The sequence below is a fragment of the Streptomyces cirratus genome (assembly GCF_014650775.1).
GTDB lineage: Bacteria > Actinomycetota > Actinomycetes > Streptomycetales > Streptomycetaceae > Streptomyces > Streptomyces cirratus.
Map to the genome: position 1 here is coordinate 765,932 of NZ_BMVP01000002.1, position 26,948 is coordinate 792,879.

The following is a 26,948-nucleotide window of genomic DNA, read 5'->3' on the forward strand; positions in this document are numbered from 1 at the left end:
CACTGCCGGAGGGAAGATCATGGCTTCGACGTCCGTAACGCTCACCCTGCCCGTGCTGCCGCTCGATGACGAGGTCGTGCTGCCCGGAATGGTGGTACCGCTGGACCTGTCCGACGCCGAGGTGCGCGGAGCCGTGGAGGCCGCCCAGGCCGCCGCGGGCAGCGGGAAGCCGCGGGTGCTGCTCGTACCGCGGGTCGACGGCAAGTACGCCGGGACGGGGGTGCTCGGGACCGTCGAGCAGGTGGGACGGCTCTCCGACGGTGACCCCGGGGCGCTGATCCGCGGCCGAGGCCGCGTCCGCATCGGCGCCGGGACCACCGGCCCCGGGGCCGCGCTGTGGGTGGAGGGGGAGACCGTCGACGAACAGGTGCCCGACCCGCTGCCCGGGTCCGTCGCCGAGCTCGTCAAGGAGTACAAGGCCCTCGCCACCACCTGGCTCAAGAAGCGCGGCGCCTGGCAGGTCGTGGACCGGGTCCAGCAGATCGAAGGGGTCTCGGCGCTCGCCGACAACTCCGGGTACTCGCCGTTCCTGACCGTGGCCCAGAAGGTCGAGCTGCTGGAGACGGCCGACCCCGTCGCCCGGCTCAAGCTCGCCATCAAGGCGCTCAGCGAGCACCTCGCCGAACAGGACGTCGCCGAATCCATCGCCAAGGACGTCCAGGACGGCGTCGACAAGCAGCAGCGCGAGTTCCTGCTCCGCCGCCAGCTGGAGGCCGTCCGCAAGGAACTGCGCGAGCTCAACGGCGAGAAGGACGGCGAGGAGTCCGACGACTACCGGGCCCGCGTCGAGGCCGCCGACCTGCCCGAGAAGGTACGGGAGGCCGCGCTCAAGGAAGTCGAGAAGCTGGAGCGGGCCAGCGACCAGTCGCCTGAGGGCTCCTGGATCCGGACCTGGCTGGACACCGTCCTGGAGCTGCCCTGGAACGAGCGCACCGAGGACGAGTACGACATCCGCGGCGCCCGCGCGGTGCTCGACGCCGAGCACGCCGGACTGAGCGACGTGAAGGACCGCATCACCGAGTACCTCGCCGTCCGAAAGCGGCGCTCCGAGCGCGGCATGGGTGTCATCGGCGGCCGCCGCGGCGGCGCCGTACTGGCCCTGGTGGGACCGCCCGGCGTCGGCAAGACCTCCCTCGGCGAATCGGTCGCGCACGCCATGGGTCGAAAGTTCGTCCGGGTCGCCCTCGGCGGCGTCCGGGACGAGGCCGAGATCCGCGGCCACCGGCGGACGTACGTCGGCGCGCTGCCCGGCCGCATCGTGCGGGCCATCAAGGAGGCCGGGTCCATGAACCCGGTCGTGCTCCTGGACGAGATCGACAAGGTCGGGTCCGACTTCCGCGGCGACCCGGCGGCCGCACTGCTGGAAGTGCTGGACCCCGCGCAGAACCACACGTTCCGCGACCACTACCTGGAAGTGGAGCTGGACCTGAGCGACGTGGTGTTCCTGGCCACCGCGAACGTGCTCGAAGCCATCCCCGAAGCGCTCGCGGACCGCATGGAACTCGTCAGGCTCGACGGCTACACCGAGGACGAGAAGATCGTCATCGCCCGTGACCACCTGCTGCCGCGCCAGCTGGAGCGGGCCGGGCTCGCCGCCGACGAGGTGGTCCTGGAGGAGGACGCGCTGCGCAAGCTGGCCGGGGAGTACACCCGGGAGGCGGGCGTGCGCACCCTGGAGCGGTCCCTGGCGCGGCTGCTGCGCAAGGTCGCCTCGCAGCACGAGCTGGGGGAGCGGGACCTGCCGTTCAGCATCGGCGCGGACGACCTGCGGGCGCTCATCGGGCGGCCGCACCACGTGCCGGAGTCCGCGCAGGACCCGGCCGAGCGGCGCACCGCCGTGCCGGGTGTGGCCACCGGCCTCGCCGTGACGGGAGCGGGCGGCGACGTGCTCTTCGTGGAGGCCTCTCTGGCCGATCCGGAGACCGGGGCGGCCGGGCTGACCCTGACGGGGCAGCTGGGTGACGTGATGAAGGAGTCGGCGCAGATCGCCCTCAGCTTCCTGCGCTCGCACGGAGCGGAGCTGGAGCTTCCGGTCGCCGACCTGAAGGACCGGGGCGTGCACATCCACTTCCCGGCGGGGGCGGTACCGAAGGACGGTCCGAGCGCGGGCATCACGATGACGACAGCGCTGGCGTCGCTGCTGTCGGGGCGGCAGGTGCGGACGGACGTGGCGATGACCGGGGAGGTCTCGCTGACCGGGCGGGTGCTGCCGATCGGCGGGGTCAAGCAGAAGCTGCTGGCAGCGCATCGGGCGGGGCTGACGACGGTGATCATCCCGAAGCGGAACGAAGCCGATCTGGACGACGTGCCGGCGGAGGTTCTGGAGGGGCTGGAGGTGCATCCGGTCACGGACGTGCGGCAGGTGCTGGAGCTGGCGCTGGCCGAGGCGGAGGTGGCGGCGGCGGTCACGGCGGCCTGACGCGGCCCCGGCCGCGCCGGGTGGTCTGGGGCTCCGCCCCAGACCCCGCGCCTCAAACGCCGGCGGGGCCGGGTTCGGCCGCGCGCCTCAGTGGCCGGCGGGGCTGGGTTCGGCCCCGTGCCCTGATCGTCGGGGAGGGGCTGGATCTGCCGGTTTGGCGGGGGCGTCGTGCCGTGCGGGGGGTGCGCTGCGAAATACTGGGTGGACGCAGCGTGATCACACCATCGACGGGAGCCGGACGTGCACGGGAGAGAAGACCAGGAGTTCCTTGCCCTGGAGCGGGAGCTGTCCGTCTTCCTCCGACGTGCTCGCGCCTCCTCCGGCGAGATGGCCCGGGCTCTCCACCCCGAACTGGAGCCGGCCGCGTACGGGCTCCTCGTCCGGCTGGAGGCCGCGGGGCGGCAGCGGGCCACCGAGCTCGCCGCCTACTTCGGGGTCGGCAAGGCCACCATGAGCCGCCAGCTGCGCGCCCTGGAGGTACTCGGCCTGGTGGCCCGCGAGCCGGACCCCGCCGACGGCCGTGCCTTCCTCGTCGGACTCACCGACGAGGGCCGGGCCCGGTTCCTGCGGGTGCGGGGTGCCCGGCGCGAGCAGTACATGCGCAAGCTGGCCGACTGGGACCGTGGTGAGGTCGCCGAGCTGGCCCGGCTGCTCCACCAGCTCAACCAGGGCGGCGAGTAGGCCGAGCGGGCCGACTGGACCCCGCGTGGGTCACAGCTCCGCGTAGACCGCCGACGCGTCGTCGTGGCGCTTGTGGCGGGCCGGCGGGCGAGCCGGGTCGGACTCCGCCGCCCGGACCCGGCCGATCAGGCCCTCGGCGCCCTCCTTGCGCAGCACCGCCATGCAGTCCGCCCAGTCGCCCTCCCGGAACGTGTCCGTCCACCGGCTGGCCCCGTCCGTGAGCGCGGCCACCGCCCGCACGTCCCCCCGCGGGGTACGCCCCGTCACCGCCCGGGCAGCCACCGCCGGATCCGCGGCCGCCGTGAAGAAGCCGCCCTCCGCGTTGCGCAGCGCGTCCGCCGTGGCCTCCGACCGCAACGCCGCACGCGGCACCCGGTCCAGCCGGTCGTCCACCACCGCCGCGACCCCGCCCCCGGGCGCCTGCAACAGCAGTACGGAGTCCGACAGCACCAGATGCTCCACCTGCGTCTCGTCCCAACGCGCCATCACCACCGTCGCCTGCGGGGTGCGCACGTGAGAAAGGTCACAGCCGTCGCCGTGAGCCGCGGCGGTCGCCCTGATGGCCTCCGCCAGGATCCGGTCCAGCGGCATGTCCCGCCGCGAGCCCGACAGTTCGGCCAGCCGGCCGCCGAGCCGGGCCGTGAACCACGGCACCCCGTGTACGCAGCCGTCGTCGCCGCGCGGCGGCGTCACTCCGTCGAGAAGCACCACAACTCCGCCGCCCAATGCGGGTATCGCAGCTGAGACCCAGTCCTCGTTGGGGCGTTCCGGGCTGCCGGCCACCGAGGCCAAGTCGATCCGCATGCGGACATTCTGCCCCGCCCGGCAGTCGCGGACGGACCCGGCGTCGAGGTCAGGTCCATACCAAATCGGGAGCGGTGGGACGCCCGCGCGGGCCCCGCGGGGCGGGAAGGGCGGGGCATCTTGCCAAAGCGCGCCGCGTTCTTTCAACCACCCGTCCACGGACGGCGCCTGGCACACCCGGCCCGAGTTGGTCGGCCACTCCTCCGTGATGTTCACTCCTTCGAGTGGCGGGGTGGGCGATGTGCGGCTCTGTTCCCATCGCACTGCGAAGGTCTGAGGCGGTACGAGGGGGCAGGGGGCGTTTACTTGTTGACCGGCCGTTACCTCGGCCACACGAGTAGACGAGCACGAGCACACGTACAGGATTGCGAGCACCGGTGCAGAAGAAGCGGTCTCGGAAGAACGGCACCGCCAGCGCAGACGGACCCGCCATCGCAGGACGTCGCGTCCGCGTGCGCAGCAGGCTGGTGGTCGGCGTGGCCGTCGCGGGCCTCACCGTCCTCGCGGCAGGCGCTCCCGCCGTCGTCTCCGCAACCAGAGAACTGAACGACTCCCAGCGGCTGGTGACCCTCGCCGAACAAGCGCAGGCGAGCCTGACCCTGGCGCACCTCCTGGGCGACGAGCGCGATGCCGTCGTCGAGTACGCCGCCAAGGGCCGCCCGGCGGGCGCCAAGACGGCCGTACAGGAACGAGTCGCCGGCACCGACCGGCAGCTGTCCGAGGTCCGGGCCGACGCGGAGGAGCAACTCGCCGGCGTACTCGGCCGGATCCCGGCCGTACGCACCGAGGCCGTCGACGGCAAGGGCAGCCCCCTCGCCGCGTACCAGGCCTACAGCGCCGTCATCGCGGAACTCCTCGCTCCGGGCGACCGGCTCGCGGAACTGACCCCGCCGCGCGCGGAGGCCGCACTGGCCACCACCCGCCCGCTCGCCCCGCTCGGCCAGGCCGTCGAGCAGGCCTCGGCGACCCGGGGACTGCTGCTCGCCGCCCTCGCCGTCCCCGCCCCCCGCGGGGAGCAGCCCTCCGGCGGCTCCACCACCTCCGGAGCCTTTGCCGCGGACGAACTCACCGCCGCCGCCCAGCGCACCCGCGTCCGGGAACAGGCGGCCCTCGACGACTTCGCGCGGGCCGCGCGGCCCGACGTACGGCAGACGCTGACCGTCACCGTCACCGGTCCCGAGGTCAAGTCGGCCGACGACTACCTCAAGCGCCTCACGGAGCGGCCGACGCTGTCCGCCGCCGACCGCAAGACCGACGCGGGCGCCGTCGGCTCGGCCCTCACCGCCCGCATCGACCGGATGCGCTCGGTGGAGTCCACGCTGGCCGGCCAGCGCTCCACGGCCCTCGCCACCCTGCGCGACGACGACGTCCAGCGGCTGGAGCTGCTCGTCGCCTTCCTCGGCGTGCTGTTCCTGTTCGTCGTCGGCGTCTCCACGGCCGTCGCCCGCTCGCTGACCCGGCCGCTGTCCGTGCTGCGCCGGGGCGCGGAGCGGCTGGCGACGCCCGAGGGCTCGGTGGAGCCGGTCCGGTTCACCGGTCGCAACGACGAGTTCGCCGAGGTCGTACGCCACCTCAACGCGGTACGGGACCAGACCGTCGCCCTGCACACCAAGGTCGCCGGGCTCGACGCGGACCGGCGCCGGCTCATCGGCCGCAACGAGGCGCTGTCCTCGGGCCGGGGCGCGCTGGAAACGGAACTGGCGGAGGTCCGCGCCCGGCTGGAAGCGGAGCTTGCGGAGCTGCGGGCAGGGCTGGACGAGCACCGGCGCATCATGTCGACGACCTCCGTCTCGCTCTCGCTGCGGACCTTGGGCCTGGTCGAGCGGCAGCTGGCGGTCATCGAGGAGCTGGAGTCCAAGGAACAGGACCCGGAACGGCTCTCGACCCTGTTCAAGCTGGACCACCTGGCGACGGTGATGCGCCGCCACAACGAGAACCTGCTGGTGCTGGCCGGACAGGAACACGGCCACGGGCAGGCGCTGCCGGTGCCGCTGGTCGACGTGATGCGGGCGGCGGTCAGCGAGATCGAACGCTACGAGCGGGTCGACCTGGCGGCGATGCCGTCGTACACGCAGGTCGCCGGGCACGCCGCCGACGACATCTCGCACGTGCTCGCGGAACTCCTGGAGAACGCGACGACGTTCTCGCCGCCGGACGCCAAGGTGAAGGTGTCCGGACGGCTGCTGGACTCCGGTGAGGTGCTGCTGTCCGTGGTGGACGAGGGCATCGGGGTCACCGCCGACCGGTTGGAGACGCTGAACGCCCGCCTCGCCACGCCGGAGGCGTACGACGAGGAACCGGAAGCGGAACACGGGCTGGGCCTCGGCCTGTACGTGGCCGGCCGCCTCGCGGCGCGCCACGGGGTGACCGCGGAGCTCCGGGCCGGGCGGCACGGCGGGACGGAGGCCCTGGTGGTCGTCCCGGCCGCGCTGCTGCCGGTCGCGCCGCCGACCTCGCCCGTGCACACGCTGACCACGCCGGGACTGCCGGAGTTCCGGCTGCCCGGGGTGATCGCGGAGGCCAACGAGAACACGCTGCCCCCGCGGGTTCCTCCGGCGGTTCAGGGGGCCGAGGGGAAGTCCTCCGCCGAGCCGGGTACGGAGCCCGGGGCTGCTGCCGGCGCGGGTGCGCACCCGGATGCGGACCCGGAGCCCGACACGGACGCGGCGACCGCCGACGCCGCCACGGGCGCCGGCCCGGACGGGGGCCTCGGGGGCCCCGCAGCGGACCGGTCCACCGCGGGCGCCGGCCCGGACGGGGCCCCCGGGGCCGCCTCCGGCCCCGCCGCAGTGAGCGGGACCCCGGCCGACGACGCCGGCTCCGCCGCAGCGGGCCGCTTCGGCCCGGGCGAGGACCCGGACGGGCAGGCGGCCCCCCTTGAGGAGCCGTCGCCCGGGGGCGTCGCCTTCGGGGGCTCCGCGGGGCAGACGCCCCCCGGGGCGCAGGTGTTCACGGTCGGCGCGCCCGGCGGCGCGGAGCCGGGCGCGGCGGGGCCCGGGGAGGAGCTCCTCGCGAGGGTCGTGCCCGAGCCGGACCCGGCGGCCTTCGCGGTGCCCGACCCCGGCCCGGCGGGCGCCGAGCCGCTGCCGGAGACCGCACCCGGGGCCGTCGTACAGCAGGAAACGCCGGCTGCGCCCGCGCGGCCCGGCACCGCCCCGGCGGAGCCCGACCCCCACGGCCGGGCCGCCGCCGAGGACAACTGGCTCCCGCGCCAGGGCAACCACGCCCATCCCGAGGAGGCCGTCACCGGCACGGGCCTGCCGAAGCGGACCCCACGCCCCGCGGCCAAGGCCGCGACGGCCGGGCGCCCCGCCGACGTACGGCCCGAACCGCGCCGGGTGGACGCCGAAGAGCTGCGCCGCAGACTCGGCGGCTTCTACCAGGGGTCCCAGGACGGGCGGCGCGTCGCCGCAGCCGAACTGGCCCAGGACCCGGGCCCCGACCAGGGCCGGCAGCAAGGGCAGACCGACCGGGGGGACACCGCACAGGAGGCACGCACATGACCGCGCCCAGTACGTACGGACTGAGCACCCAGGCCCGCAACCTGCAATGGCTGCTGACCGACCTGGTCGAGGAGGTACCCGGAGTCAACTCCGTCGCCGTCGTCTCCTCGGACGGGCTCCTGCTGCTCTCCTCCGAGCCGGCGCCCCCCGCGGAGACCGACCGGCCCAAGGGCCCCCGGGGAGCCTCCGCCGACCTCGCCACCATCGTCTCCGGTCTCGGCAGCCTCACCAGCGGCGCCGCCGACCTCATGGAGTTCGGCTCCGTGAAGCAGACCATGGTGGCCATGGAGCACGGCTCCGTCTTCGTCATGGTCATCAGTGACGGCTCGCTGCTGGGCGTGCACGCCACCCCCGACTGCGACATGAGCGTCGTCGCCTACCACATGGCCCTGTTCGTGGGGCGGGCCGGGCACGTCCTGACCCCCGAAGTCCGCAGCGAGCTGCGCCAGTCGATGGAGAACACCCCGTGAGGAGTCCGGCCGCCGACCGGCTGCCCATACGCGGCGCCGACCGCCGCCCCGCCCGTGTCCGCCCGTACTCCCTCACGGGCGGCCGGACCCGCTTCGCGCAGATCCTGCTGGTGGAGACCTTCGTCGCCGCCCTCGACACCGGTCCGGCCGAAACGGCGGACCGGATGCCGGAGATGCCGGCCATAGTCGAGGTCTGCCGCCGCATGCGCACGATCGCCGAAATAGCCGCGCTGCTGAAACTGCCGCTCGGCGTGGTCCGCGTCCTGGTCAGCGACCTCGCCGACCAGGGCCGCCTCCGCGTCTACGGCACGGGTCACGGCACCGGCCGCCCCGACCGCGCGCTGCTGGAAAGGGTGCTCGATGGCCTTCGCCGTCTCTGACCGGGCCCTGGCGGACGACGATCCCGCCCAGCCGTGGCAGTACGACCGTTCGCGCGCGCCCGTCGCCGTCAAGGTCCTGGTGGCGGGCGGCTTCGGCGTCGGCAAGACCACCTTCGTGTCGTCCGTCTCCGAGATCACCCCGCTGCGCACCGAGGCGGTGATGACCCGGGCGAGCCTGGCCACCGACGACCTGTCCGCGACCCCGGAGAAGAACTCCACCACCGTCGCGATGGACTTCGGCCGGGTCACGCTCGCCGACGACCTCGTCCTGTACGTGTACGGGACGCCGGGCCAGGAGCGCTTCTGGTTCATGTGGGACGACCTGGTGCGGGGCGCGATCGGCGGGCTCGTGCTGGCCGACACGCGCCGTCTGCGCGACTGCTTCCCGGCCCTCGACTACTTCGAGAGCTGCGGGCTGCCGTACGCGGTCGCCGTCAACCACTTCGAGGGCTCGCGGGAGTACGAGGAGCGGGACGTGCGGGAGGCGCTCGGCATCGCGGCGGCCGTACCCGTCGTGATCATGGACGCCCGACGCCGGGCCACGGTCGTCGAGTCCCTGCTGGCCCTCGTCTCGCACGCCCTCGACGCCACGCCCGAGTAGCGCCCGGCGCGGAACCGCAGCGCGTAGCACCGCGGGCTCCCGGCACCGCAGTCCCCCAGAACCGCGGGCCCCCAGCACCGCAGCCCCCAGAACCGCAGGCCCGTAGAACCGCAGCCCCCGAATCGAGAACCTGAGATGCGCAAGATACTCGTCGTCGGGGCCGGCCAGTCCGGTCTCCAGCTCGCCCTCGGACTCCAGTCGAAGGGGTATGAGGTCACCCTCATGTCCAACCGGACGGCGGACGAGATCCGCACCGGGCGCGTCATGTCCACCCAGTGCATGTTCGACACCGCGCTCCAGCACGAGCGGGACCTCCAGCTGGCCTTCTGGGAGCGGCAGGCCCCGAGGATCGAGGGCGTCGGGGTCTCGGTCGCCGCCCCGGACGGCGGGCGCGCCGTCGACTGGCTCGGCCGCTTGAAGGGCTTCGCGCAGTCCGTCGACCAGCGCGTGAAGATGGCGGGCTGGATCGACACGTTCGTGCAGTGGGGCGGGCAGCTGGTCATCCACGGCGCGTCCGTCGCCGACCTGGACTTCTTCTCCCGGACGTACGACCTGGTGCTCGTCGCCGCCGGCAAGGGCGAACTGGTGTCGATGTTCGGACGGGACGCGGCGCGGTCCCCGTACGACGCGCCGCAGCGCGCGCTGGCGGTCTCCTACGTGCACGGGCTCGGGCCGCGCCCGGAGCACCCGGACACCGAGGCGGTGCGCTGCAACCTGGTGCCGGGCGTCGGCGAGCTGTTCGTCATGCCGACGCTGACCACCTCGGGGCGGGCGGACATCCTGTTCTGGGAGGGCCTCCCGGGCGGTCCGGTGGACGCCTTCAAGGGCATCAAGGACCCGGCGGAGCACTTGGCGCTGACGCTGGAGCTGATGGAGAAGTTCACGCCCTGGGAATACGCGCGCGCCACCAAGGTGGACCTGACGGACGCGGGCGGCACCCTCGCCGGGCGTTACGCGCCGGTCGTGCGCAACCCGATCGGCCGGCTGCCGGGCGGCGGCCTGGTGCTGGGCGTCGCCGACGTGGTCGTGGCGAACGACCCGATCACGGGGCAGGGCTCGAACTCCGCCGCGAAGTGCGCGGCCTCGTACCTCTCCTCGATCCTCATGCACGGCGACAAGCCGTTCGACGAGGCGTGGATGAAGGCGACCTTCGACAAGTACTGGTTCACGACCGGCAAGCCGGTGACGCAGTGGACCAACGCGATGCTGGGCGTGCCGCCGGAGCACGTGCTGAACCTGATCGGGGCGGCCGGGCAGCTGCCACCGGTGGCGGATCGATTCGCCAACGGCTTCGACAACCCGGCCGACTTCGACGCGTACTTCTACGACCCGGAGGACACCGCGGACTACCTCGCCGAGGTCTCGGCTTCGGTGTCGGCGTCGGGCCCGGCCCCCGAGTAGCCGGTGTCGTCCCCCTCCGTGGCCGATTCGGGCAGCGGGGGGAGGGTGAACGAGGCGAGCGGGGTCCCGCCGGGGTCCGGGCGTACGGCGCCCAGGACCGGGTTCGCGGCGATCGGTGACACCTTGACGCGGGTTCCCGGACGGGGCGCCTGGATGACCTTGCCGCCGCCGATGTACAGGGCGACGTGCGTGGCGGTGGGGAAGTACACCACCAGGTCCCCGGGACGCAGCCGGTCCAGCGGCACCTTCGGCAACTGCGCCCACTGCTCCTGGCTCGTCCGGGGGATGGACCGCCCGGCGTGTTCCCAGGCCCGGGAGGTCAGCCCGGAGCAGTCGAACGAGGCCGGGCCCTCGGCGCCCCAGACGTACGGCTTGCCGATCTGGGCCGCCGCGTAGGCGAGGGCCGCGCCGCCCGCGGCGGTGGGGGTGGAGGCCGGTGCGCCGGCGGAGGGGGCGCCCGCCCGGCCCAGGCGACCGGAGCCGACCAGCTCCCGTTGCGCCTCGGCGGTGACCGCGCTCTCGCGGGCGTCGAGCTGGGCGAGTTGCTCGGCGGTCAGGGAGGCCAGGAGCCGCTCGACCTCCTTGAGCCGGCCGGTGACATCGTCCTTGTGCCGTTTCTGCTCGGCGGTCAGGTTCCGTTGCGCGTCCAGGGCCTTGCGGGCGGCGCCGGCGAGGGTCCCGGCGTGCCGCTCGCCGTGTTCGAGGCGGGCGAGGACCCCGGCGGTGCGGGCGCCCTGGAGGGCGGTGAGGCGGCGCTGGTCGGAGGCGTGGCGGAGGTCTCCGGAGAGGAGCATCCGCAGGTAGGGCGAGAGGCCGCCGCGGGCGTGCTGGTACTGCTCCCGGGCCAGCCGGCCGGCGAGGGCCCGCTCGGCGGTGAGGGCGGTACGGGCCTTGCCGAGCTCGGCGGTGAGCCGGCGCTCCTCGTCCTGGCGGGCCTTGAGGGCGACTTCGGTGGCGTTGTACGCCTCGGAGGCCTGCTCCGCCTTCTGGTACAGGTCCTGGAGGCGGGTGAGCAGCACCCCCACGGGCTCGGTGGCGGGAAGGGGCCCCGCGGCGGGACGGGGAGCCGAAACCGGACGGGGAGCCGAAACCGGGCGGGGCACCGCGGCCGGGCGGGGCGCCGCGGCGGGGTGCGCCGAAACGGGGCCGGGCGCTCCGGCGGGTTCCGTCGCGGGGAGGGGTTCGGCGCGGGCGGTGGCGGGCGCGCCGCCGGCCGTGAGGAGGACGGCGGCGGCGATGCAGACGGTGCGGACAAGACGTGGTCGGTTTGTCATGTAATCACCTCCGGGGCGGCCGATGCTGCCATGCCCGGTATGACGAATCGCCCAGCGGAGGCGGCGGGGTGAGGTCACGTCACCTGTTCGGAGGGACGCGGCGGGGGAACGCGGGCACCGGCGCGGTTCGCGATCGCCCCGGGTTCCGACCGTTTGTGGCGACTCTTCGGCGCACTGTGACATAAGCGGACATAGCGTTCCTGTGCTTGCTACGTTCCCCCTATGACCGCTCTGACGGCGAAGGTGACGGAGCCCGCCCCGCCCCCGCCTCCCGACGCCCGGGCCCCGCAGGGCCGCGGCGTGGAGCTGACCCTGCTCGCCGGGGCGGTCCTGATCTCCGTACTCGGTCACCTCTACGTCGGCTTCGCCGCCACCGGCCGCTTCCCCGAAGCCGTCACCCGCCACACCGTCGGGTTCGCCGCCGCCGCGCTGATCGCACACCTGGCCGTACGGCTGCGCGCCCCGTACGCCGACCCGCTCGTGCTGCCCATCGCCGTCCTGCTCAACGGACTGGGCCTGGTCCTCATCGAGCGGCTCGACCTCACCGCCGCCGGCCACCACACCGCCGACGAGCAACTGCGCTGGTCCGGCATCGGGCTGGCCCTGTTCGTGCTGGTCGTCGCGGTGCTGCGGGACCACCGCGTCCTCCAGCGGTACGCGTACCTCTCCGTCACCGCCGCGCTCGCGCTGATGCTCGTCCCCGTCTTCTTCCCGGCCGTCAACGGCGCCCACATCTGGATCCGGTTCGCCGGGTACTCCTTCCAGCCGGGGGAGTTCGCCAAGATCCTGCTCGCCGTCTTCTTCGCCGCCTACCTCGCCGCGAACCGCACCGCCCTCGCCCTGACCGGGCGCCGACTGCTGTGGAAACTGCGCCTGCTGCCCGGCCGCGTACTCGGCCCGATCCTCACGATCTGGCTGCTCAGCGTCGGCGTGCTGGTGCTGGAACGGGACCTCGGCACGTCCCTGCTCTTCTTCGGCCTGTTCGTGATCATGCTGTTCACCGCCACCGGGCGGATCGGCTGGATCGCGATCGGGCTGCTGCTCGCGGCCGTCGGGGCGTACGCCGTGGGGACGTTCGAGCCACACGTGCACAGCCGCGTGGAGGACTGGCTGAATCCTTTCGCCTCCATCGCGCGGGGCGACGGACCGGGCCAGCTCGCCCAGTCCCTCTTCGCCTTCGGCGCCGGCGGCCTCCTCGGCGCCGGCCTGGGCCACGGCCAGTCCTTCCTCATCGGGTTCGCCGCCAAGTCCGACTTCATCCTGGCCACCGCCGGCGAGGAACTCGGCCTGGTCGGCCTCAGCGCGATCATGCTGCTCTACGGGCTCCTCGTGGACCGGGGATTTCGCGCCGGACTCGCGCTGCGCGACCCCTTCGGGCGGCTCCTCGCCACCGGGCTCGCCTCGATCCTCGCCCTCCAGGTGTTCGTCATCGCAGGCGGCGTCACCGGACTGATCCCGCTCACCGGTATGGCCATGCCGTTCCTGGCGCAGGGCGGCTCGTCCGTCGTCACCAACTGGATCATCGTCGCCCTGTTGATCCGGCTCGGGGACAGCGCCCGCAGGCCGGTGCCGGCGCCCTTCCCGGCGCCGTTCCCCGCGCCCCCGTCGTCGCCCTTGCCGACCGGAGAGGCGGGCCGCGCGTGATCCGCTACATCCGCTGGTGCGCCTACTTCTGCGCGGCGCTGCTCGCCGCCCTGCTCATCAACATGGGCCGGGTGCAGGTCTGGGAGGCCTCCGCCTACGGCGCGAACCCGGCCAACAAACGCACCGCCGTCGAGCGGTACGCCAAGCCGCGCGGGGACATCCTGGTCGACGGCCGGCCCGTGACCGGCTCCCGCGACAGCGGCCAACTGCTGCGCTACGAGCGCACCTACGCCAACGGCCCGCTCTACGCGCCCGTCACCGGGTTCTCCTCCCAGACGTACGGGACGAGCTTCGTCGAGCGCGCCGAGGACCCCGTCCTCGCGGGCACCGACCCGGGCCTGTCCGCCTTCCCGTTCTGGTACGACCTCGCGCGCGGCCACCCGCCCGGCGGGAACGCGGTGACGACGATCCGGGCCTCGATGCAGCGGGCCGCGTACACGGGTCTGGCGGGCCGGCGGGGCGCGGTGGTGGCCCTGGAGCCGGCGACCGGCAGGATCCTGACCCTGGTCAGCAGCCCCTCCTACGACCCGGCGGCGCTCTCGGGCACGGGGGCGCGGGTCAAGGAGGCGTGGACACGGCTCAACGCGGACCCCGCCAGGCCGATGCTCAACCGGGCGCTGCGCGAGACGTACCCGCCCGGCTCCACCTTCAAGATCGTGACGGCGGCGGCCGCGCTGGATGCCGGGGTGGTCACGGACGTGGACGCCCCGACGCAGACCCCCGACCCGTACCCGCTTCCCGGGACGAGCACCCTGCTGCCGAACGAGGCCACCGGCTGCGAAGACGCCTCGATGGCGGAGGCGGTGCAGTGGTCCTGCAACACGGTGATGGCCAAGATCGGCGTACAGGTGGGCCTGGCCGGCATGGTCGAAGCGGCGCGGCGCTTCGGCTTCAACGACGACGGGCTGCGGGTGCCGTCCTGGGTGTCGCCGTCGGCCTTCGACACCGACATGAGCCCGGACCAACTGGCGCTGTCCTCGATCGGGCAGTTCAACACCAAGGCGACCCCGCTGCAGATGGCGATGGTGGCGTCGGCGGTCGCGAACGGCGGGGAGCTGAAACGCCCGTACCTGGTGGAGCGCACGACCCAGGACGACGGCAGCCAGGTGCGCCGCGGCGAACAGCACGCCCTGGGCCGGGCCATGAGCCCGGCGACGGCGCTGCGCGTGCAGGAGCTGATGGTCAAGGTGGTGGAGAACGGAACGGGACGCAACGCCGCCGTCCCGGGTGCGGTGGTCGGGGGCAAGACCGGCACCGCCCAGCACGGCGTCGGCAACGCGGGCACGCCCTACGCCTGGTTCATCGCCTGGGCCAGGGCGCAGGGCGCGCCGCTGCCGGCGGTCGCGGTGGCGGTGGTCGTCGAGGACGCGGCGGCGGACCGCGGCGGCATCAGCGGCAACAGCGCGGCGGCGCCGATCGCCCGCGCCGTGATGGCCGCGGCGCTGGCGGCGAAGCCCGCGCCGTGACGGGCGCGCCGCCCAGGCGCCCGGCGCCGCCCCCGCCGCGCCGGTCCTCAGGCGGCCGGACCCCTCGCGCCGCGCCGGTCCTCGGGCGGTGGCTGTCGCCCCCGCCGCGCCGGTCCTCAGGCGGCCGGGTCACCGCTGCGCGCGCCTTCGGCGATGGTGGCCCGGACCTCCTCCACCCGGTCGCGTTCCTCGGCCGCGAACCGCTCGCGGTCCAGGGCCTCGGCGATCTCCTCGTCCTCGCTCATCAGCAGGTCGAGGTTGGAGTTGCCCATCTCGAAGACGCCCATCTCCACGTACGCCCGCTGCAGCCGGTCACCCCACAGCCCGATGTCCTTCACGCACGGCACGATCCGGCTGAACAGCAGCCTGCGGAACAGGTGCAGGAACTCCGACTGCTCGCTGAACTCCTCCGCCTCCTTCCTCGGGATGCCGAAGTTCTCCAGCACCTCCACCCCGCGCAGCCGGTCCCGCATCAGGTAGCAGCCCTCGATCACGAACTCCTCGCGCTCGCGCAACTCGGCGTCCGTCAACTGCTTGTAGTAGTCCCGTAGCGCCATCCGCCCGAACGCCACGTGCCGGGCCTCGTCCTGCATCACGTACGCGAGGATCTGCTTGGGCAGCGGCTTGTCCGTCGTGTCGCGGATCATCCCGAAGGCCGCCAGCGCCAGCCCCTCGATCAGCACCTGCATGCCCAGGTACGGCATGTCCCAGCGGGAGTCGCGCAGAGTGTCGCCGAGCAGCCCCTGGAGGCTGTCGTTGATCGGGTAGAGCATCCCGACCTTCTCGTGCAGGAAACGCCCGAAGACCTCCGCGTGCCGGGCCTCGTCCATGGTCTGGGTGGCCGAGTAGAACTTCGCGTCCAGGTCGGGCACGGACTCCACGATGCGCGCCGCGCACACCATCGCCCCCTGCTCGCCGTGCAGGAACTGGCTGAAATTCCATGCCGCGTAGTGGCGGCGCAGCTCGCCCTTGTCCTTGTCGGTGAGTTTGCCCCAGTACCGGGTGCCGTAGAGAGTCAGCGCCTCGTCGGGGGTGCCGAGCGGGTCGTTCGGGTCCACTTCCAGGTCCCACGCTATGCGCTTCGCGCCGTCCCACTGCTTGTCCTTGCCCTTCTGGTACAGGGCGAGCAGCCGCTCCCGGCCCCCGTCGTACTCCCAGCTGAAGCGGGCGGCGCCGGAGGCCGGGACCGGCCAGACGCCCTCGCCCGGGTCCTTGGTGTAGAGCTCGTGCGTCGACACTGACGCCCCCTTGCCTCGTGTACTCGCGTACCGGACCGGCCAGTTGGCCACCGTCCGCAGCGTCACACGTTGGTAGACGCGGGGTCAACAAGTCGCGCCGGGGGGATTGACGGTCTTGCTGACAAGCAGTCTCATAAGCGGTGACCGCCGGTAACTCCACGAGCGAGGTGTCCGAAGCCATGACGACCGTGACCGATCGAGCAGCGCCGAGGGACGCACTCGGCCTCCTCAAGGACCGCGAAGAGACCGCCGCGCGACTGCTCGAAGCATCGGCCAAACACTCCTTCGACCCCGACAGGGAACTCGACTGGGACGCCCCGCCGATCGACGGCAAGTACTACTGGCCGCCCGAACTGCTCTCGCTCTACGACACCCCGCTCTGGAAGAAGATGGGCGAGGAGCAGCGCATCGACCTCTCCCGCCACGAGGCGGCCGCGCTCGGCTCCCTCGGCATCTGGTTCGAGATCATCCTGATGCAGCTGCTCGTCCGGCACATCTACGACAAGTCGCTGGTCAGCGACCACGTCCGCTACGCCCTCACCGAGATCGCCGACGAATGCCGGCACTCCATGATGTTCGCCCGCATGATCCGCAAGGCGGACACCCCCGCCTACCCGGTCTCACGCACCCACCACAACCTCGCCCGCGTCCTCAAGACGGTCTCCACCACCCCCGGCTCCTTCGCCTGCACCCTGCTCGGCGAGGAGATCCTCGACTGGATGCAGCGCCTGACCTTCCCCGACGAGCGCATCCAGCCGCTCGTACGCGGGGTGACCCGCATCCACGTCATAGAGGAGGCCCGGCACGTCCGCTACGCCCGCGAGGAACTGCGCCGCCAGATGCTGACGGCCCCGCGCTGGGAGCAGGAACTCACCCGGATCAGCTGCGGCGAGGCCGCCCGCGTCTTCTCGCTGGCCTTCGTCAACCCCCAGGTCTACGAGAACATCGGCCTGGACCGGCGCGAAGCCGTCACCCAGGTCAAGGCGAGCGGCCACCGGCGGGAGGTCATGCAGACCGGCGCCAAGCGGCTGACCGACTTCCTCGACGACATAGGCGTGCTGCGCGGCGTCGGCCGCAGGTTGTGGCGGAGCTCGGGACTCCTCGCCTGACCGCCGCCCCGCGGGGTTACGCTGCGGGCATGACGACCGTACGGGCGTACCGCAGGCTGAGCGTCGAGGAGCGGCGGGCCCAACTCCTCGACGCGGCCCTGTCGCTGTTCGCGCACCGGGCGCCGGAGGAGGTCTCCCTCGACGACGTCGCCGAGGCCGCCGGGGTCTCGCGCCCGCTGGTCTACCGCTACTTCCCCGGCGGCAAGCAGCAGCTCTACGAGGCCGCCCTGCGCTCGGCGGCGGAGCTGCTGGAACAGTGCTTCGCCCAGCCCCAGGCCGGCCCGCTGACCCATCGGCTGTCCCGCGCCCTGGACCGCTACCTGGCCTTCGTCGACGAACACGACACCGGCTTCGCGGCGCTGCTCCAGGGCGGCAGCGTCGTGGAGACCTCCCGTACGACGGCGACCGTGGACGGCATCCGCCGGGCCGCGGCCCAGCAGATCCTCGTCCACCTGGCCGTCGCGGACCCCGGCCCGCGGCTGAGGATGATGGTCCGCACCTGGATCACGGCGGTGGAAGGGGCCTCGCTGATCTGGATCGACGAGGGCAAGCAGCCGGACGTGGCCTCGCTCCGGGAGTGGCTGGTGGACCAGTTCATCGCCCTCCTCACCGCCACCGCGGCCACCGACCCCCAGACGGCCGCGGCCGCGCGGGCGGCCCTGGCCCTGGAACCGGCCGACGGCCCGGTCGGGGCCCTGGCGCGGCGGGTGATCCCGCTGGTCTCCGAGGCGGCCCACCTGCTGTGACACTGGAGGGGTGAGAAGCGAACCCACCCCGTTCGAGGGCGGCCCCATGGACGGCCGGTCCCTGCCGATCCTGCTCGGCCCGACGGGCCACCCGCCGAAGTGGTACGAAATCCCGGTCCCGAACCCGGACGGCACCGCCCCGACGGTCCTCCTGTACGAACGCGTCCCGGCGGGCCAGACAAAACGCCTGGGCCTCCAGAAGGGCTGGAAGTACACCTTCCGCCCAACCGGAACCCGCCCCCGCCCCCACTGGCCCTGGCGCAAGCCCTAACCGGCCACCCCACACCAGCCCACGCCGGGCGGGGGCCGAACATCCCGCCGGCCCGGGGACGGACGGGGCATCGCAGCCGACGACGAGCGGGGGCCGAACATCCCACCGGGCCGGGAACGGGCGGGGCATCGCAGCCGACGACGAGCGGGGGCCGAACATCCCACCGGGCCGGGGACGGGTGGGGGGTGGGGTGTTGACCGGGGCTAAAACGTGATTTGTGGCCGCTCAGGGGCCGCACTTCACCGACCCCGGACAGGCGCCATAAATCATGCCCGCCCCGGACAACACCCCACCCCCCGCCCGGCCCCGGCCCACCCACCCCCGGCGAGCCCGTCGCAACCGGGACCGCTGCGTCGGCCGGCGCCGGCCGACGCCGGCACGCACCCACGCGCCCCCCGCCCCACCGCCCGGCCAGGGCTACGGCAGTGTCACCACCGCCTCCGCCCCACCCCCCTCGGCCTGCCGGAACTCAAGCCGCGCCCCGATCACCCCGGCCTGCCCGACGGCAATCGTCAAGCCCAGCCCGTGCCCCTTCCCGGAACCGGCTCCCGCCCCCGCCCCACTGCGAAACCGCTGCGGCCCCCGCTCCACCAGGTACTCCGGAAACCCGTCCCCGTGATCCCGCACCGTCACCACCGGCCCGTCCACCGTCAGGACGACCGGCTCCCGCCCATGCCGATGGGCGTTCACCACCAGGTTCCCCAGCACCCGCTCCAGCCGCCGCCGGTCCGTCTCCACCATCGCGTCCCGCACCACGACCACCTCCGTCGCCGTCCCCGACGCCCGCACCACCCGCCGCGCGAGCCGCGCCAGCTGGTGCAGGTCCGTCTCCACCACCTCGCGCCCCGAGTCCAGCCGCGAGATCTCCAGCAGGTCCTCCGTCAGCCCCCGCATCGTCCGGACCCGCTCCCGCACCAGCTCCGTCGCCCGCCCCTCCGGCAGGAGTTCCGACGCGGCCTGCAACCCGGTCAGCGGCGTCCGCAGCTCGTGCGCGACGTCCGCCGTGAACCGCTGCTCGCGCTCCAGCTTCCCCTGGAGGGTGGCCGCCATCGTGTCGAGCGCGCCCGCCACCGTCGCCACCTCGTCCTGGTGCCGCGAGGAGTCCCTCGTCCGCGGGTCGTCCACCCGCGCGTCGAGGTCGCCGTGCGAGATCCGCCGCGCGACCGCCGCCGTCTGCTGGAGCCGCCTGGTCACCCGCGTCACCGCGAACGCGCCCAGCAGCAGCGTGCCCCCGATCGCCAGCCCCGAGGAGCCGATGATCGCGTGGTCCAGCCCGCTGATCGTGCGCGCCGCCTGGCTGTAGTCCACGGCCGTGGCCAGGGCCCGGCCGTCTGCGGGGGCCGCCGCCCACATGACCTGCCGTCCCCGGTACTCGGCCACGACCGTGCCCCGCCGTCCCCCCACGGCCAGCTTCCGCAGCGACGCCGGCAGGCCCGCCGGGTCGAGAGAGGAACGCGGCGGCAGCGCCTCCCCCGCCTCGTACGCCCGCGTGGCGTCGCTCAGCTTCTCCAGCGCCCGGTCGCGCGCGTTGTCGACCGTCTGCCGGGTGACCTCGACGTGCACGAGCGCGCCCAGCGCCGCCGCCAGCGCACAGCACATGACCACGATGAAGCACGCCGACTTCCAGGTGAGCGTGGCGGTCCACGCGGGCAACCGGGCCCTCATGGCGTCCGCGGGCCCGCCGCCACCCGTACGATCTGCTCGCGCGTCGCCATCATGCTCCGCTGCTTCTCGTCCCACGACCAGGTGGTGATCAGCTCGTACCCGGGATGCCCGCTCGGCACGTGCAGGATCACGTTCTGCCCGGCCAGCTCGACGCGGATGACGGTCTCGGTGGTCGCCATGACCCGGTTGAGCCGCCCGTCGGGGTCGGCCGTGTAGACGCGTACCGACATCATGCTGTCCGGCAGTTCGATGCCGACGATGACCTCGTCCTTGCCGTTCGCCGTGAGGTCCCGGTAGTACGGGGTGAGTACGGGGCACTTCTCCGAGGCCTCCGTCCCACAGGCCCGGATCGCGTCGGCGGTCTCCTTCGGCATCCCGTCCGCGCCGGTGACGGCGCCCCGGTGGGCGCGCAGCTCCGCCTGCACCAGGGCCACCGCGTCCACCTCGTGCACGTTCTGGTCGTGGACCGGCGGCAGGCCCTGCACGTAAACGGGCGGCACGCCCCCTGGCGGGGCGGGCGGCACCTCGGCGCCCTTGCGCCACGGCCACAGCTGTACGGGTCCACGCGCCGTCGGCGCCGCTCCGGCGGCGGCCAGGCCGCCCGGGTCGCCGCACGCCGACGCCAGCGGCAGCAGGCAGGCCGCCAGGAGCAGCCCGGCGCCCGCGCGGAGGGGAAGGGTGCGCACAGCGGCGGGCCTCCTCTTCACGGTGCCGGGATGACGGTCGGTTTCAGCCAACCTTAGGCCGACCCGGTCCCCTTTCGCCCGCACACATGGGCGACGCCCGGGCGACGGGGGAGCGACGCTCCGGTGCCGCGCAGGCCGCCGGGCGCGCGGGTCAGGCGTCGGTGCGTCCCCGCCGCAGCATCGCGAAGCCCAGTCCGGCGGCGCCGACGGCTGCGATGCCGCCGCCCGCGGCGAGCAGCAGCACGCCGTTGCCCGGCCCGTCGGGCACGGCGTACGAGCGCAGCGCCTCGACCGCAGCACCCCGCGGGGCGGCGGCCGCCGGGAGGGGCCGGCTACGGGTCGCGGTCTTGTGCCCGTCGCCGGCCAGCGCGTGTCCTTGCGGCCCGGGCGCGGTGGCGCCGACCCAGGACGAGAGCCGGCCGTCGGCCTGCAGCGCGACGTGCAGCCCCTGCGCCTCGCCGACGGCGGGGGAGCCGGGGTGGCTGACCAGCGCCGTCACACGGGATCCGTCGCGCAGCACGTCGGCCTCGTACGTGTTCCCGGCGAGCCGGTACACCCGGGCGGTGGACCGGCCGTCGGCCAGGGAGAGGCTGCCGACCAGGGTCCGCGCCCCGACCGAGGCGGCCGGCACCCCTTCGGCGAGCGCGGCGGCGGTGGGCAGGGCCAGCAGGGCGCCGGCGCACGCGGTCACGGCGGCGGCGCGAACGAGGCTGCGGCGGCTGACGCTGGTCACGGAACTCCTTCTACGGGTCGGGCGCGGCCCGGGGCGTCCCAACCTAGGGTCGCGCCGTTGCAGTAGGGCGATGGCTTTGTAACGGTCACCCGACGGCGCCCCCTCGGAGTCGTTACACATCACGCCGCGTACGGGGGATTGCCGGGCGGCGGACCGCCTGCTCCCATGGACGCCGGGGGGTGAGGGCGATGCGCGGACTCACGGTGCTGCCGAGCGGCCGGGCCGGCCGGGGGCGGCTGTTCGTCAACCTGCCGGACGGCCGGGCGGTTGCCTGGTACGACCGGCGGGCCAACCGGGTCAGCCTGCTGGAGGCGGATCGTCGGGAGGCGGTGCTGGCAGCCCTGGGCCCGTACCTGGGCGGGGAGGTGGCCGTCGGACCGCCGCCGGTGCCCACGCCCGCCGAACGGCTCCGGCTGGCCCTTCCTCCCGACCGGGACCTGGCCCCGAACCGCCCGGGCGAGCCGATGCTGGGGGAGCTGGTGTACGGCTCGCCGGGCACCAGGGCCCGGCACCGGCTGCGCCGGGAGATCGGGGCCCGGGAGCTGATGGGGGCGGAGCTGGACTCCCTCGAAGCGCTGGACTGGCGGGTCCTGCACGCCGTGCCGCTGCCGGGCGGCGGCCTGATCGACCACGTGCTGATCGGGCCGGCCGGGGTGTTCTGCATCGCGACGGTGCCGGGCCGGCGCCAGCGGGTCCAGGCGGGCGACCTGCTGCTCACGGTGGGCCGGGCCGGCCCACGCCCCGACGTGCGCCGCGTCCGCCGGGCGGCGGCCCGCGCCGCGCATGCCCTCCGGGCGCCGGTCACCCCGGTGGTGGCCGTGGTCGAGGCCTCCGCCGTCGAGGTGGCTCCGACCCTGCGCGACGTCCGAGTCCTGCAACCCGCCACGGCGGCCCCCTACTTCACGACCGCCACCGCCACCCTTAAACCCCCGGACACCGAAGCCCTCTTCTCCCTGGCCCGCGACACCCGCACCTGGCTCCCGTAACAACAGCCCCGAGCGCACTCGCGTGCCGACGCGGACCTCTCGCCGCCCGGCCGTCCCTGTCTCGCCCGGCACCCGGGCCCGGGTCGTGGGAAGCGGGCGCACTGCCGGTCACCCGGGCCCCGGCCGTCGGGCCGAGCACCCGATCCCCGGCCGTCGGGCCGGGCGGCGTCCGTGCCGGCGGGCTCCTTCGCGGCCGGGCCTGCCGGATCGGGGGTGTTCCCGGTCCCGGCCGGTGGATCCGGCGCGGCCCGCCGGCCCCGGCCGTCAGGCCGAGCGGCGTTTGCGGGGTGGGGAGGCCTTCTTCGGCGAGGCCGACTTCTTCGCGGCCGTCGAAGTGGACTTGGTGGCGCCGGACTTGTTCGACTTCGCTGCCGCCGAGCCCGTCTTCTTCGCCGAGGCCGACGTGGACTTCCGGCCCGATGCCGTCTTCTTCGCCGCCGACCCCGATGCCGCCGTGGACTTCTTCCCGCCCACCGCCTTCGGCGCAGCCGCAGCGGCCGGCTTCCGCCGGATCGGCGTCACGTCCGCCGCCTCCTCCTCCGCCTCCGCAGGAGCAGGCGCCCCGCCGCCCTCCCCCCGCGAGGCCTTCGCCGCCTGAACGCTCCGCTCCAGCGCCGCCATGAGGTCGATCACCTGACCCCCGGCCGGTTCCGTCGCGGCCTCCGCCGGCTCGTACGCGCCACCCGCCTTCGCCGCGATCATCTCCTCCACGGCCTCCCGGTAGTCGTCGTGCAGCGAGGAGATGTCCACCTCCCCCAACGTCGCCATCAGCGCGTCCGCCAGGTCCAGTTCGGCGTCCCTCACCGTCACCGACGTCTCCGGCGCCACCCCCTCCGGCTGTCGGATCTCGTCCGGCCACAGCAGTCCGTGCATCGCGATGACGTCGTCGACGACCCGCAGCATCCCCAGCCGCTCCCGCCCCCGCAGCGCGAACTTGGCGATCGCCACCTTCCGGCTCCGCTTGAGGGCCTCCCGCAACAGCGTGTACGGCTTCGCCGCCGTCGCCCCGTTCGCCGCGAGGTAGTACGCCGCGTCCATCTGGAGCGGATCGATCTCGTCGGCCGGTACGAACGACACGATCTCGATCGTCTTCGCCGTGGCGATCGGCAGCCGCGACAGGTCCTCGTCCGTGATCGGGATGATCGAGCCGTCCGCCTCCTCGTACCCCTTGCCGATCTCGGCCTGCGAGACCTCCTCGCCGTCCAGCTCGCACACCTTGCGGTACCGGACGCGCCCGCCGTCGGTCACATGGATCTGGCGGAACGAGATCGAGTGGCTCTCGGTGGCGTTCACGAGCTTGATCGGGATGCTGACCAAGCCGAAGGAAATCGCCCCGTTCCAGATGGATCGCACAGTTCCTCCCGTTTCATGGCAATCTCATCGTATGACGCCGATCACCGTGGTGGAGGGGCGGCGCATCGCTCTCAGCAACCTGCACAAGGTCCTCTATCCGGAGACCGGTTTCACCAAGGGCGAGGTGCTGCACTACTACGCCACCGTCGCGGAACCCCTGCTGGCCCACATCCACAACCGGCCGGTGTCGTTCCTGCGCTATCCCGACGGCCCCGACGGGCAGCTCTTCTTCACCAAGAACCCGCCGCCCGGTACCCCCGACTGGGTGAAGACCAGCCCCGTCCCGCGCTCGGAGGACCCTTCCGCCGAACAGGTGCTCATCGCCGACATGCCCACCCTCATGTGGGCCGCCAACCTCGTCGTCGAGTTCCACGTCCACCAGTGGACCGCCGACAGCCCCGCCATCGCCGACCGGCTGATCCTCGACCTCGACCCCGGAGCCCCCGCCACCATCGTGGAGTGCTGCGCCGCCGCCCTGTGGCTGCGCGACCGGCTCGCCGCCGACGGCCTGCACGCCTACCCCAAGACCTCCGGCGCCAAAGGCCTCCACCTGTCCGCGCCCCTGGAGCCGACCCCCTCCGCGCGGGTGTCCGCGTACGCGAAGAAGCTCGCCCAGGAAGCCGAACGGGAACTCCCTGGACTCGTCGTGCACCGCATGGCCAAGGCACTGCGGCCCGGCAAGGTCTTCGTCGACCACAGCCAGAACGCCGCCGCCAAGACCACCGCCGCGCCCTACACGCTGCGCGCCCGAGCCCGCCCGACCGTCTCCGCACCCCTGTCCTGGGCGGAGGTGGAGGCCTGCGCGAACCCCTCCGACCTGGTGTTCCTCGCCGACGACATCCCGCCCCGGCTGGCCCGCGACGGCGACCTCTTCGCCCCGCTCACCGACCCCGAGCAGGCCGGGGCACTGCCGTGAGCCGGGTCCGCGTCGCGCTCGCCGCCACCGTACGGACCCTCCCGCGGGCGCCGGGCCTGGCGTACGAGCCGAAGTTCGACGGCCACCGACTGGTCATCCTGCGCACCCCGGACTCCGTGGTGCTCCAGGCCCGTTCCGGCCGGATCGTGACCGGCGCGTTCCCCGACCTGGCCCGGGCCGCACAGCGGCTGCCCGCCGGAACCGTCCTCGACGGTGAGGTCGTGGTGTGGCACGAGGGCCGTACCGACTTCGCCCTCGTACAGCGGCGGGCGGCGGCCACGGCGGCCCGCGCACCGATGCTCGCGCAGAGCCTGCCGGCCTCGTACGCGGCGTTCGACGTACTGGAGCTGGCCGGAGTCGACGTACGCGGCCGCCCGTACGAACGGCGCCGGGCGCTCTTGGTGGATCTGCTGCTCCCGCTCGGGCCACCGCTCCAGCCGGTACCGATGACGACCGATCCCGAGCTCGCCGCGACCTGGTACGAGACGCTGCCCGCCAGCGGCATCGAGGGCCTGGTCGTCAAACGGCTGGACCAGTCCTACCCGGCGGGCCGGCGGGCCTGGCAGAAGCTGCGGCACACCGACGTGCGGGACGCGGCGGTGATCGGCTACACGGGCACGCCGCGCCGTCCGGCGGCGCTGGTGCTGGTCGTTCCGGGCGACGACGAGGCCCCGCTGGTGTCGAGCCCGCTTTCGGCGCCCCTGCGCCGGGAGCTGTCCGAGACCCTGGCCGGCCGTACCGGCGACGCTCCGGCCGGGGCTGCCCCGAGCCCGACCGTCACGGCGGTCGGGCTCGGGGAAGTGGCCTACCGGCCGCTCGACCCGCCCCTGTCGGCGGAGATCCGGCACACCTCGCTGCGTCACCCGCCGCCCGAGGTGCTCCGGCTGCGCACGGACCTGTAAGAGGTCCGTCAGGCAGGTCCGTCAGGCAGGTCCGTCAGGCAGGTCCGTCAGGAGTGGTCGGTTCCCCCGTGCGGCGGCGCCACCGGCGGCTCCGGCGGGGTCGGCGGCGCGGGCGGCGGAGGCTCGGTCACCTCGGGGGAGGGGCGCTGGCCGGCGTGCGGGTGGGAGTGCTGGTACCCGGATTCCCGGGCGGCGCGGACCTCGTCCGGGTGGGTGGAGGTCGTGGACCCGAAGTTGCCGAAGCCCTGCATCTCGTGCGGGCGCAGGCCACCCTCGGGGAATTCCACGGGGTCCCGCTCCTCGCGCACTTCGAACACCGCGCCGCCGTCGGGCAGGTGCGGGTGGCTCTCGGGAGTGGGCGGCGGCGGCTCCTTCGCGCGCACCAGCTGGCCCAGCTTGAAGGCGGCGAGGAGGAACGCGACGATGATCAGCCCGACGAAGACGAACCAAACGGCATTGTGCGCGTCTTCCAACGCGATCGTGTTCATACGTCCTATTTTCTCGCATTCGGTACGTAATCACACGATCTGTTCGCCCAAGGCGGGGAACGGGAGGCGCCCGCCGGGCCCTCCCTCCCGCCCTCCCGGCCGGCCGCTACGCCCGCAGCGGCCCCTCGGAGTCCCGCAGCCCCCCGCCGTCCCGCCCGCCGAGCACCCCGAGGATCTCCGCACAGATGGCCAGGGCCGTCTCCTGCGGGGTCCGCGCACCGAGGTCGAGGCCGATCGGGCCGTGCACCCGCGCCAGCTCGGCCTCCGTCACCCCGGCCGCCAGCAGCCCCTCGCGGCGCCGGGCCGTGGTGCGGCGGGAGCCGAGCGCGCCGACGTACGGGATGCCCAGCGCGAGCGCCGTGCGCAGGGCCGGCACGTCGAACTCCGGCTCATGGCTGAGCAGCACCAGGCAGGCGGCGTCCCGGTGGGCGCTCAGCACCTTCTCCGCCTCGGCGGCCGACCCGACCGCCACCGCGCCCCACTCCAGCAGCCCGGCCTGCCGCGCGATGATCTCCGCGAGCTCACCGGTCCCGCCGATCACCACCTGCGGCGCGGACGGGTACGCCTCCACGAGCACCAGCCCCGAGCCCCCGTACAGGGCGTCCCGCCCGGGCCGCCGGGTGCGCAGCAGCTCGCCGGCCCGCCGCGCGGCGTCGTCGGCCGGGGTGTCGCCGGCCCGTACGACCTCGCTCACCGCCCGGTCCGCCGCCTCGTTCAGCCGGGTCACCAGCGCCACCCCGTGCCCGGCGCCCAGCAGCTCCCACCACTGCGCCGGGATCTGCGCCAGCGGCTGGAGCAGCACCTCCGCCCGGCCGCCACACGTCAGCCCCGCCTGCACCGCCTCAGCGCCGCCGACGGAGACCTCACACACCCGCGCCGTGTCCCCGGCGCCCATCGCACGCGCCTCCGCGACGAGTTCGGCGTCGAACACCCCCTGGTACAGGGCCCCGACGCAGTCCCCCCGGGCATCCACGAGCACCGCGCCGGCCGGGTCCCGCGGCCCGAACCCCTCTTCGGCGACGGGCCGCGCCAGGTACCCGACCCGTTCCTCGGCCACCCACCGCCGCGCCGTACCCACCAGCTCACGCATCGTGTCCGCCCCATCCTCGTCGTCAGAGCCCGCCACGCCGAGCGCCTGGTCAGCGGCGCCGGACGGCCTTTTCCGCAAACCTACGCACCCCGCCCACGCCCTACCCATCCCCCGAAAGCACA

24 protein-coding genes are annotated in these 26,948 nt (G+C 73.8%); 15 read left to right on the forward strand and 9 right to left on the reverse strand.

Annotated features, from left to right (window positions below; translation table 11 throughout):
* Positions 1-19: 19 nt before the first annotated feature.
* Positions 20-2,419 carry an endopeptidase La gene (gene lon / locus IE207_RS08535; protein ID WP_190183396.1) on the forward strand — a complete coding sequence of 800 codons (2,400 nt, stop codon included), beginning with the start codon at positions 20-22 and terminating at the stop codon, positions 2,417-2,419.
* A 240-nt stretch (positions 2,420-2,659) separates the two neighbouring features.
* Positions 2,660-3,100, forward strand: a complete 441-nt coding sequence (locus IE207_RS08540; RefSeq protein WP_190183397.1) for a MarR family winged helix-turn-helix transcriptional regulator — start codon at positions 2,660-2,662, stop codon at positions 3,098-3,100.
* 30 nt (positions 3,101-3,130) lie between these two features.
* Here the strand turns inward: IE207_RS08540 and IE207_RS08545 are convergent, their stop codons facing one another.
* Positions 3,131-3,904: a hypothetical protein gene (locus tag IE207_RS08545; RefSeq protein ID WP_190183398.1), complete on the reverse strand. Its 774-nt coding sequence runs from the start codon at positions 3,902-3,904 to the stop codon at positions 3,131-3,133.
* A 452-nt stretch (positions 3,905-4,356) separates the two neighbouring features.
* On the opposite strand from IE207_RS08545, the gene IE207_RS08550 reads away from it, so the two are divergent.
* The 5 genes from IE207_RS08550 (at position 4,357) to IE207_RS08570 (ending at position 10,259) form a co-directional block, all read left to right on the forward strand.
* Positions 4,357-7,407 (forward strand): sensor histidine kinase, encoded by a 3,051-nt coding sequence (locus tag IE207_RS08550; protein WP_229873475.1) that lies wholly within the window; start codon positions 4,357-4,359, stop codon positions 7,405-7,407.
* Positions 7,404-7,877, forward strand: a complete 474-nt coding sequence (locus IE207_RS08555; RefSeq protein WP_190183400.1) for a roadblock/LC7 domain-containing protein — start codon at positions 7,404-7,406, stop codon at positions 7,875-7,877. The genes IE207_RS08550 and IE207_RS08555 overlap by 4 nt, the downstream gene beginning before the upstream one ends.
* Positions 7,874-8,257, forward strand: coding sequence for a DUF742 domain-containing protein (locus IE207_RS08560; RefSeq protein ID WP_190183401.1), 384 nt, complete (start codon positions 7,874-7,876; stop codon positions 8,255-8,257). Before IE207_RS08555 ends, IE207_RS08560 begins: the two co-directional genes overlap by 4 nt.
* On the forward strand, positions 8,238-8,858 hold the full coding sequence (locus tag IE207_RS08565; protein ID WP_190183402.1) for a GTP-binding protein: 621 nt from the start codon (positions 8,238-8,240) through the stop codon (positions 8,856-8,858). The genes IE207_RS08560 and IE207_RS08565 overlap by 20 nt, the downstream gene beginning before the upstream one ends.
* A gap of 135 nt (positions 8,859-8,993) precedes the next feature.
* The gene (locus IE207_RS08570; RefSeq protein ID WP_190183403.1) at positions 8,994-10,259 is read left to right on the forward strand and encodes a styrene monooxygenase/indole monooxygenase family protein; all 1,266 of its coding nucleotides are present in this window, start codon (positions 8,994-8,996) and stop codon (positions 10,257-10,259) included.
* Here IE207_RS08570 and IE207_RS08575 read toward each other — a convergent pair.
* Positions 10,205-11,533 carry a C40 family peptidase gene (locus IE207_RS08575; protein WP_190183404.1) on the reverse strand — a complete coding sequence of 443 codons (1,329 nt, stop codon included), beginning with the start codon at positions 11,531-11,533 and terminating at the stop codon, positions 10,205-10,207. The genes IE207_RS08570 and IE207_RS08575 overlap by 55 nt on opposite strands.
* Before the next feature lie 222 nt (positions 11,534-11,755).
* Between IE207_RS08575 and IE207_RS08580 the strand changes: the two genes are divergently transcribed.
* Both IE207_RS08580 and IE207_RS08585 read left to right on the forward strand, forming a co-directional pair.
* Positions 11,756-13,177, forward strand: a complete 1,422-nt coding sequence (locus tag IE207_RS08580) for an FtsW/RodA/SpoVE family cell cycle protein (protein ID WP_190183405.1) — start codon at positions 11,756-11,758, stop codon at positions 13,175-13,177.
* Complete coding sequence (locus tag IE207_RS08585) at positions 13,174-14,643, forward strand: penicillin-binding transpeptidase domain-containing protein (RefSeq protein WP_190183406.1); 1,470 nt, start codon at positions 13,174-13,176, stop codon at positions 14,641-14,643. Before IE207_RS08580 ends, IE207_RS08585 begins: the two co-directional genes overlap by 4 nt.
* Before the next feature lie 116 nt (positions 14,644-14,759).
* Here IE207_RS08585 and IE207_RS08590 read toward each other — a convergent pair whose 3' ends face one another.
* Positions 14,760-15,881, reverse strand: coding sequence for a ferritin-like domain-containing protein (locus IE207_RS08590; RefSeq protein ID WP_190183407.1), 1,122 nt, complete (start codon positions 15,879-15,881; stop codon positions 14,760-14,762).
* Between the two features lie 179 nt (positions 15,882-16,060).
* On the opposite strand from IE207_RS08590, the gene IE207_RS08595 reads away from it, so the two are divergent.
* From IE207_RS08595 to IE207_RS08605, 3 genes are read left to right on the forward strand one after another with little or no spacing between them, the layout of a single operon-like run.
* Complete coding sequence (locus IE207_RS08595; RefSeq protein WP_190183408.1) at positions 16,061-16,990, forward strand: AurF N-oxygenase family protein; 930 nt, start codon at positions 16,061-16,063, stop codon at positions 16,988-16,990.
* Between the two features lie 29 nt (positions 16,991-17,019).
* Positions 17,020-17,736 carry a TetR/AcrR family transcriptional regulator gene (locus tag IE207_RS08600; RefSeq protein ID WP_190183409.1) on the forward strand — a complete coding sequence of 239 codons (717 nt, stop codon included), beginning with the start codon at positions 17,020-17,022 and terminating at the stop codon, positions 17,734-17,736.
* Between the two features lie 10 nt (positions 17,737-17,746).
* On the forward strand, positions 17,747-18,007 hold the full coding sequence (locus tag IE207_RS08605) for a DUF8847 domain-containing protein (protein ID WP_190183410.1): 261 nt from the start codon (positions 17,747-17,749) through the stop codon (positions 18,005-18,007).
* Positions 18,008-18,424: 417 nt separating this feature from the next.
* On the opposite strand, the gene IE207_RS08610 is transcribed toward IE207_RS08605, so the two are convergent.
* The 3 genes from IE207_RS08610 to IE207_RS08620 form a co-directional block, all read right to left on the reverse strand.
* Positions 18,425-19,672, reverse strand: a complete 1,248-nt coding sequence (locus IE207_RS08610) for a histidine kinase dimerization/phospho-acceptor domain-containing protein (protein ID WP_190183411.1) — start codon at positions 19,670-19,672, stop codon at positions 18,425-18,427.
* A complete protein-coding gene (locus IE207_RS08615) occupies positions 19,669-20,358 on the reverse strand; it encodes a hypothetical protein (RefSeq protein ID WP_229873477.1) in 690 nt (229 codons plus the stop codon). Before IE207_RS08615 ends, IE207_RS08610 begins: the two co-directional genes overlap by 4 nt.
* Positions 20,359-20,509: 151 nt before the next feature.
* Positions 20,510-21,091: a hypothetical protein gene (locus IE207_RS08620; protein WP_190183413.1), complete on the reverse strand. Its 582-nt coding sequence runs from the start codon at positions 21,089-21,091 to the stop codon at positions 20,510-20,512.
* Between the two features lie 188 nt (positions 21,092-21,279).
* Here IE207_RS08620 and IE207_RS08625 point away from each other — a divergent pair, with 188 nt between their 5' ends.
* On the forward strand, positions 21,280-22,077 hold the full coding sequence (locus tag IE207_RS08625) for a nuclease-related domain-containing protein (RefSeq protein ID WP_190183414.1): 798 nt from the start codon (positions 21,280-21,282) through the stop codon (positions 22,075-22,077).
* 264 nt (positions 22,078-22,341) lie between these two features.
* Here the strand turns inward: IE207_RS08625 and ku are convergent, their stop codons facing one another.
* Positions 22,342-23,430: a non-homologous end joining protein Ku gene (gene ku / locus IE207_RS08630; protein WP_190183415.1), complete on the reverse strand. Its 1,089-nt coding sequence runs from the start codon at positions 23,428-23,430 to the stop codon at positions 22,342-22,344.
* 31 nt (positions 23,431-23,461) lie between these two features.
* On the opposite strand from ku, the gene ligD reads away from it, so the two are divergent.
* Positions 23,462-24,346 carry a non-homologous end-joining DNA ligase gene (gene ligD, locus IE207_RS08635; protein WP_190183416.1) on the forward strand — a complete coding sequence of 295 codons (885 nt, stop codon included), beginning with the start codon at positions 23,462-23,464 and terminating at the stop codon, positions 24,344-24,346.
* Positions 24,343-25,248, forward strand: a complete 906-nt coding sequence (locus IE207_RS08640; RefSeq protein WP_190183417.1) for an ATP-dependent DNA ligase — start codon at positions 24,343-24,345, stop codon at positions 25,246-25,248. Before ligD ends, IE207_RS08640 begins: the two co-directional genes overlap by 4 nt.
* A 47-nt stretch (positions 25,249-25,295) precedes the next feature.
* On the opposite strand, the gene IE207_RS08645 is transcribed toward IE207_RS08640, so the two are convergent.
* Both IE207_RS08645 and IE207_RS08650 read right to left on the reverse strand, forming a co-directional pair.
* Positions 25,296-25,736, reverse strand: a complete 441-nt coding sequence (locus IE207_RS08645) for a DUF6479 family protein (RefSeq protein WP_229873479.1) — start codon at positions 25,734-25,736, stop codon at positions 25,296-25,298.
* A 106-nt stretch (positions 25,737-25,842) separates the two neighbouring features.
* Positions 25,843-26,826, reverse strand: a complete 984-nt coding sequence (locus IE207_RS08650; protein ID WP_190183418.1) for an XdhC family protein — start codon at positions 26,824-26,826, stop codon at positions 25,843-25,845.
* Between the last annotated feature and the right edge of the window lie 122 nt (positions 26,827-26,948).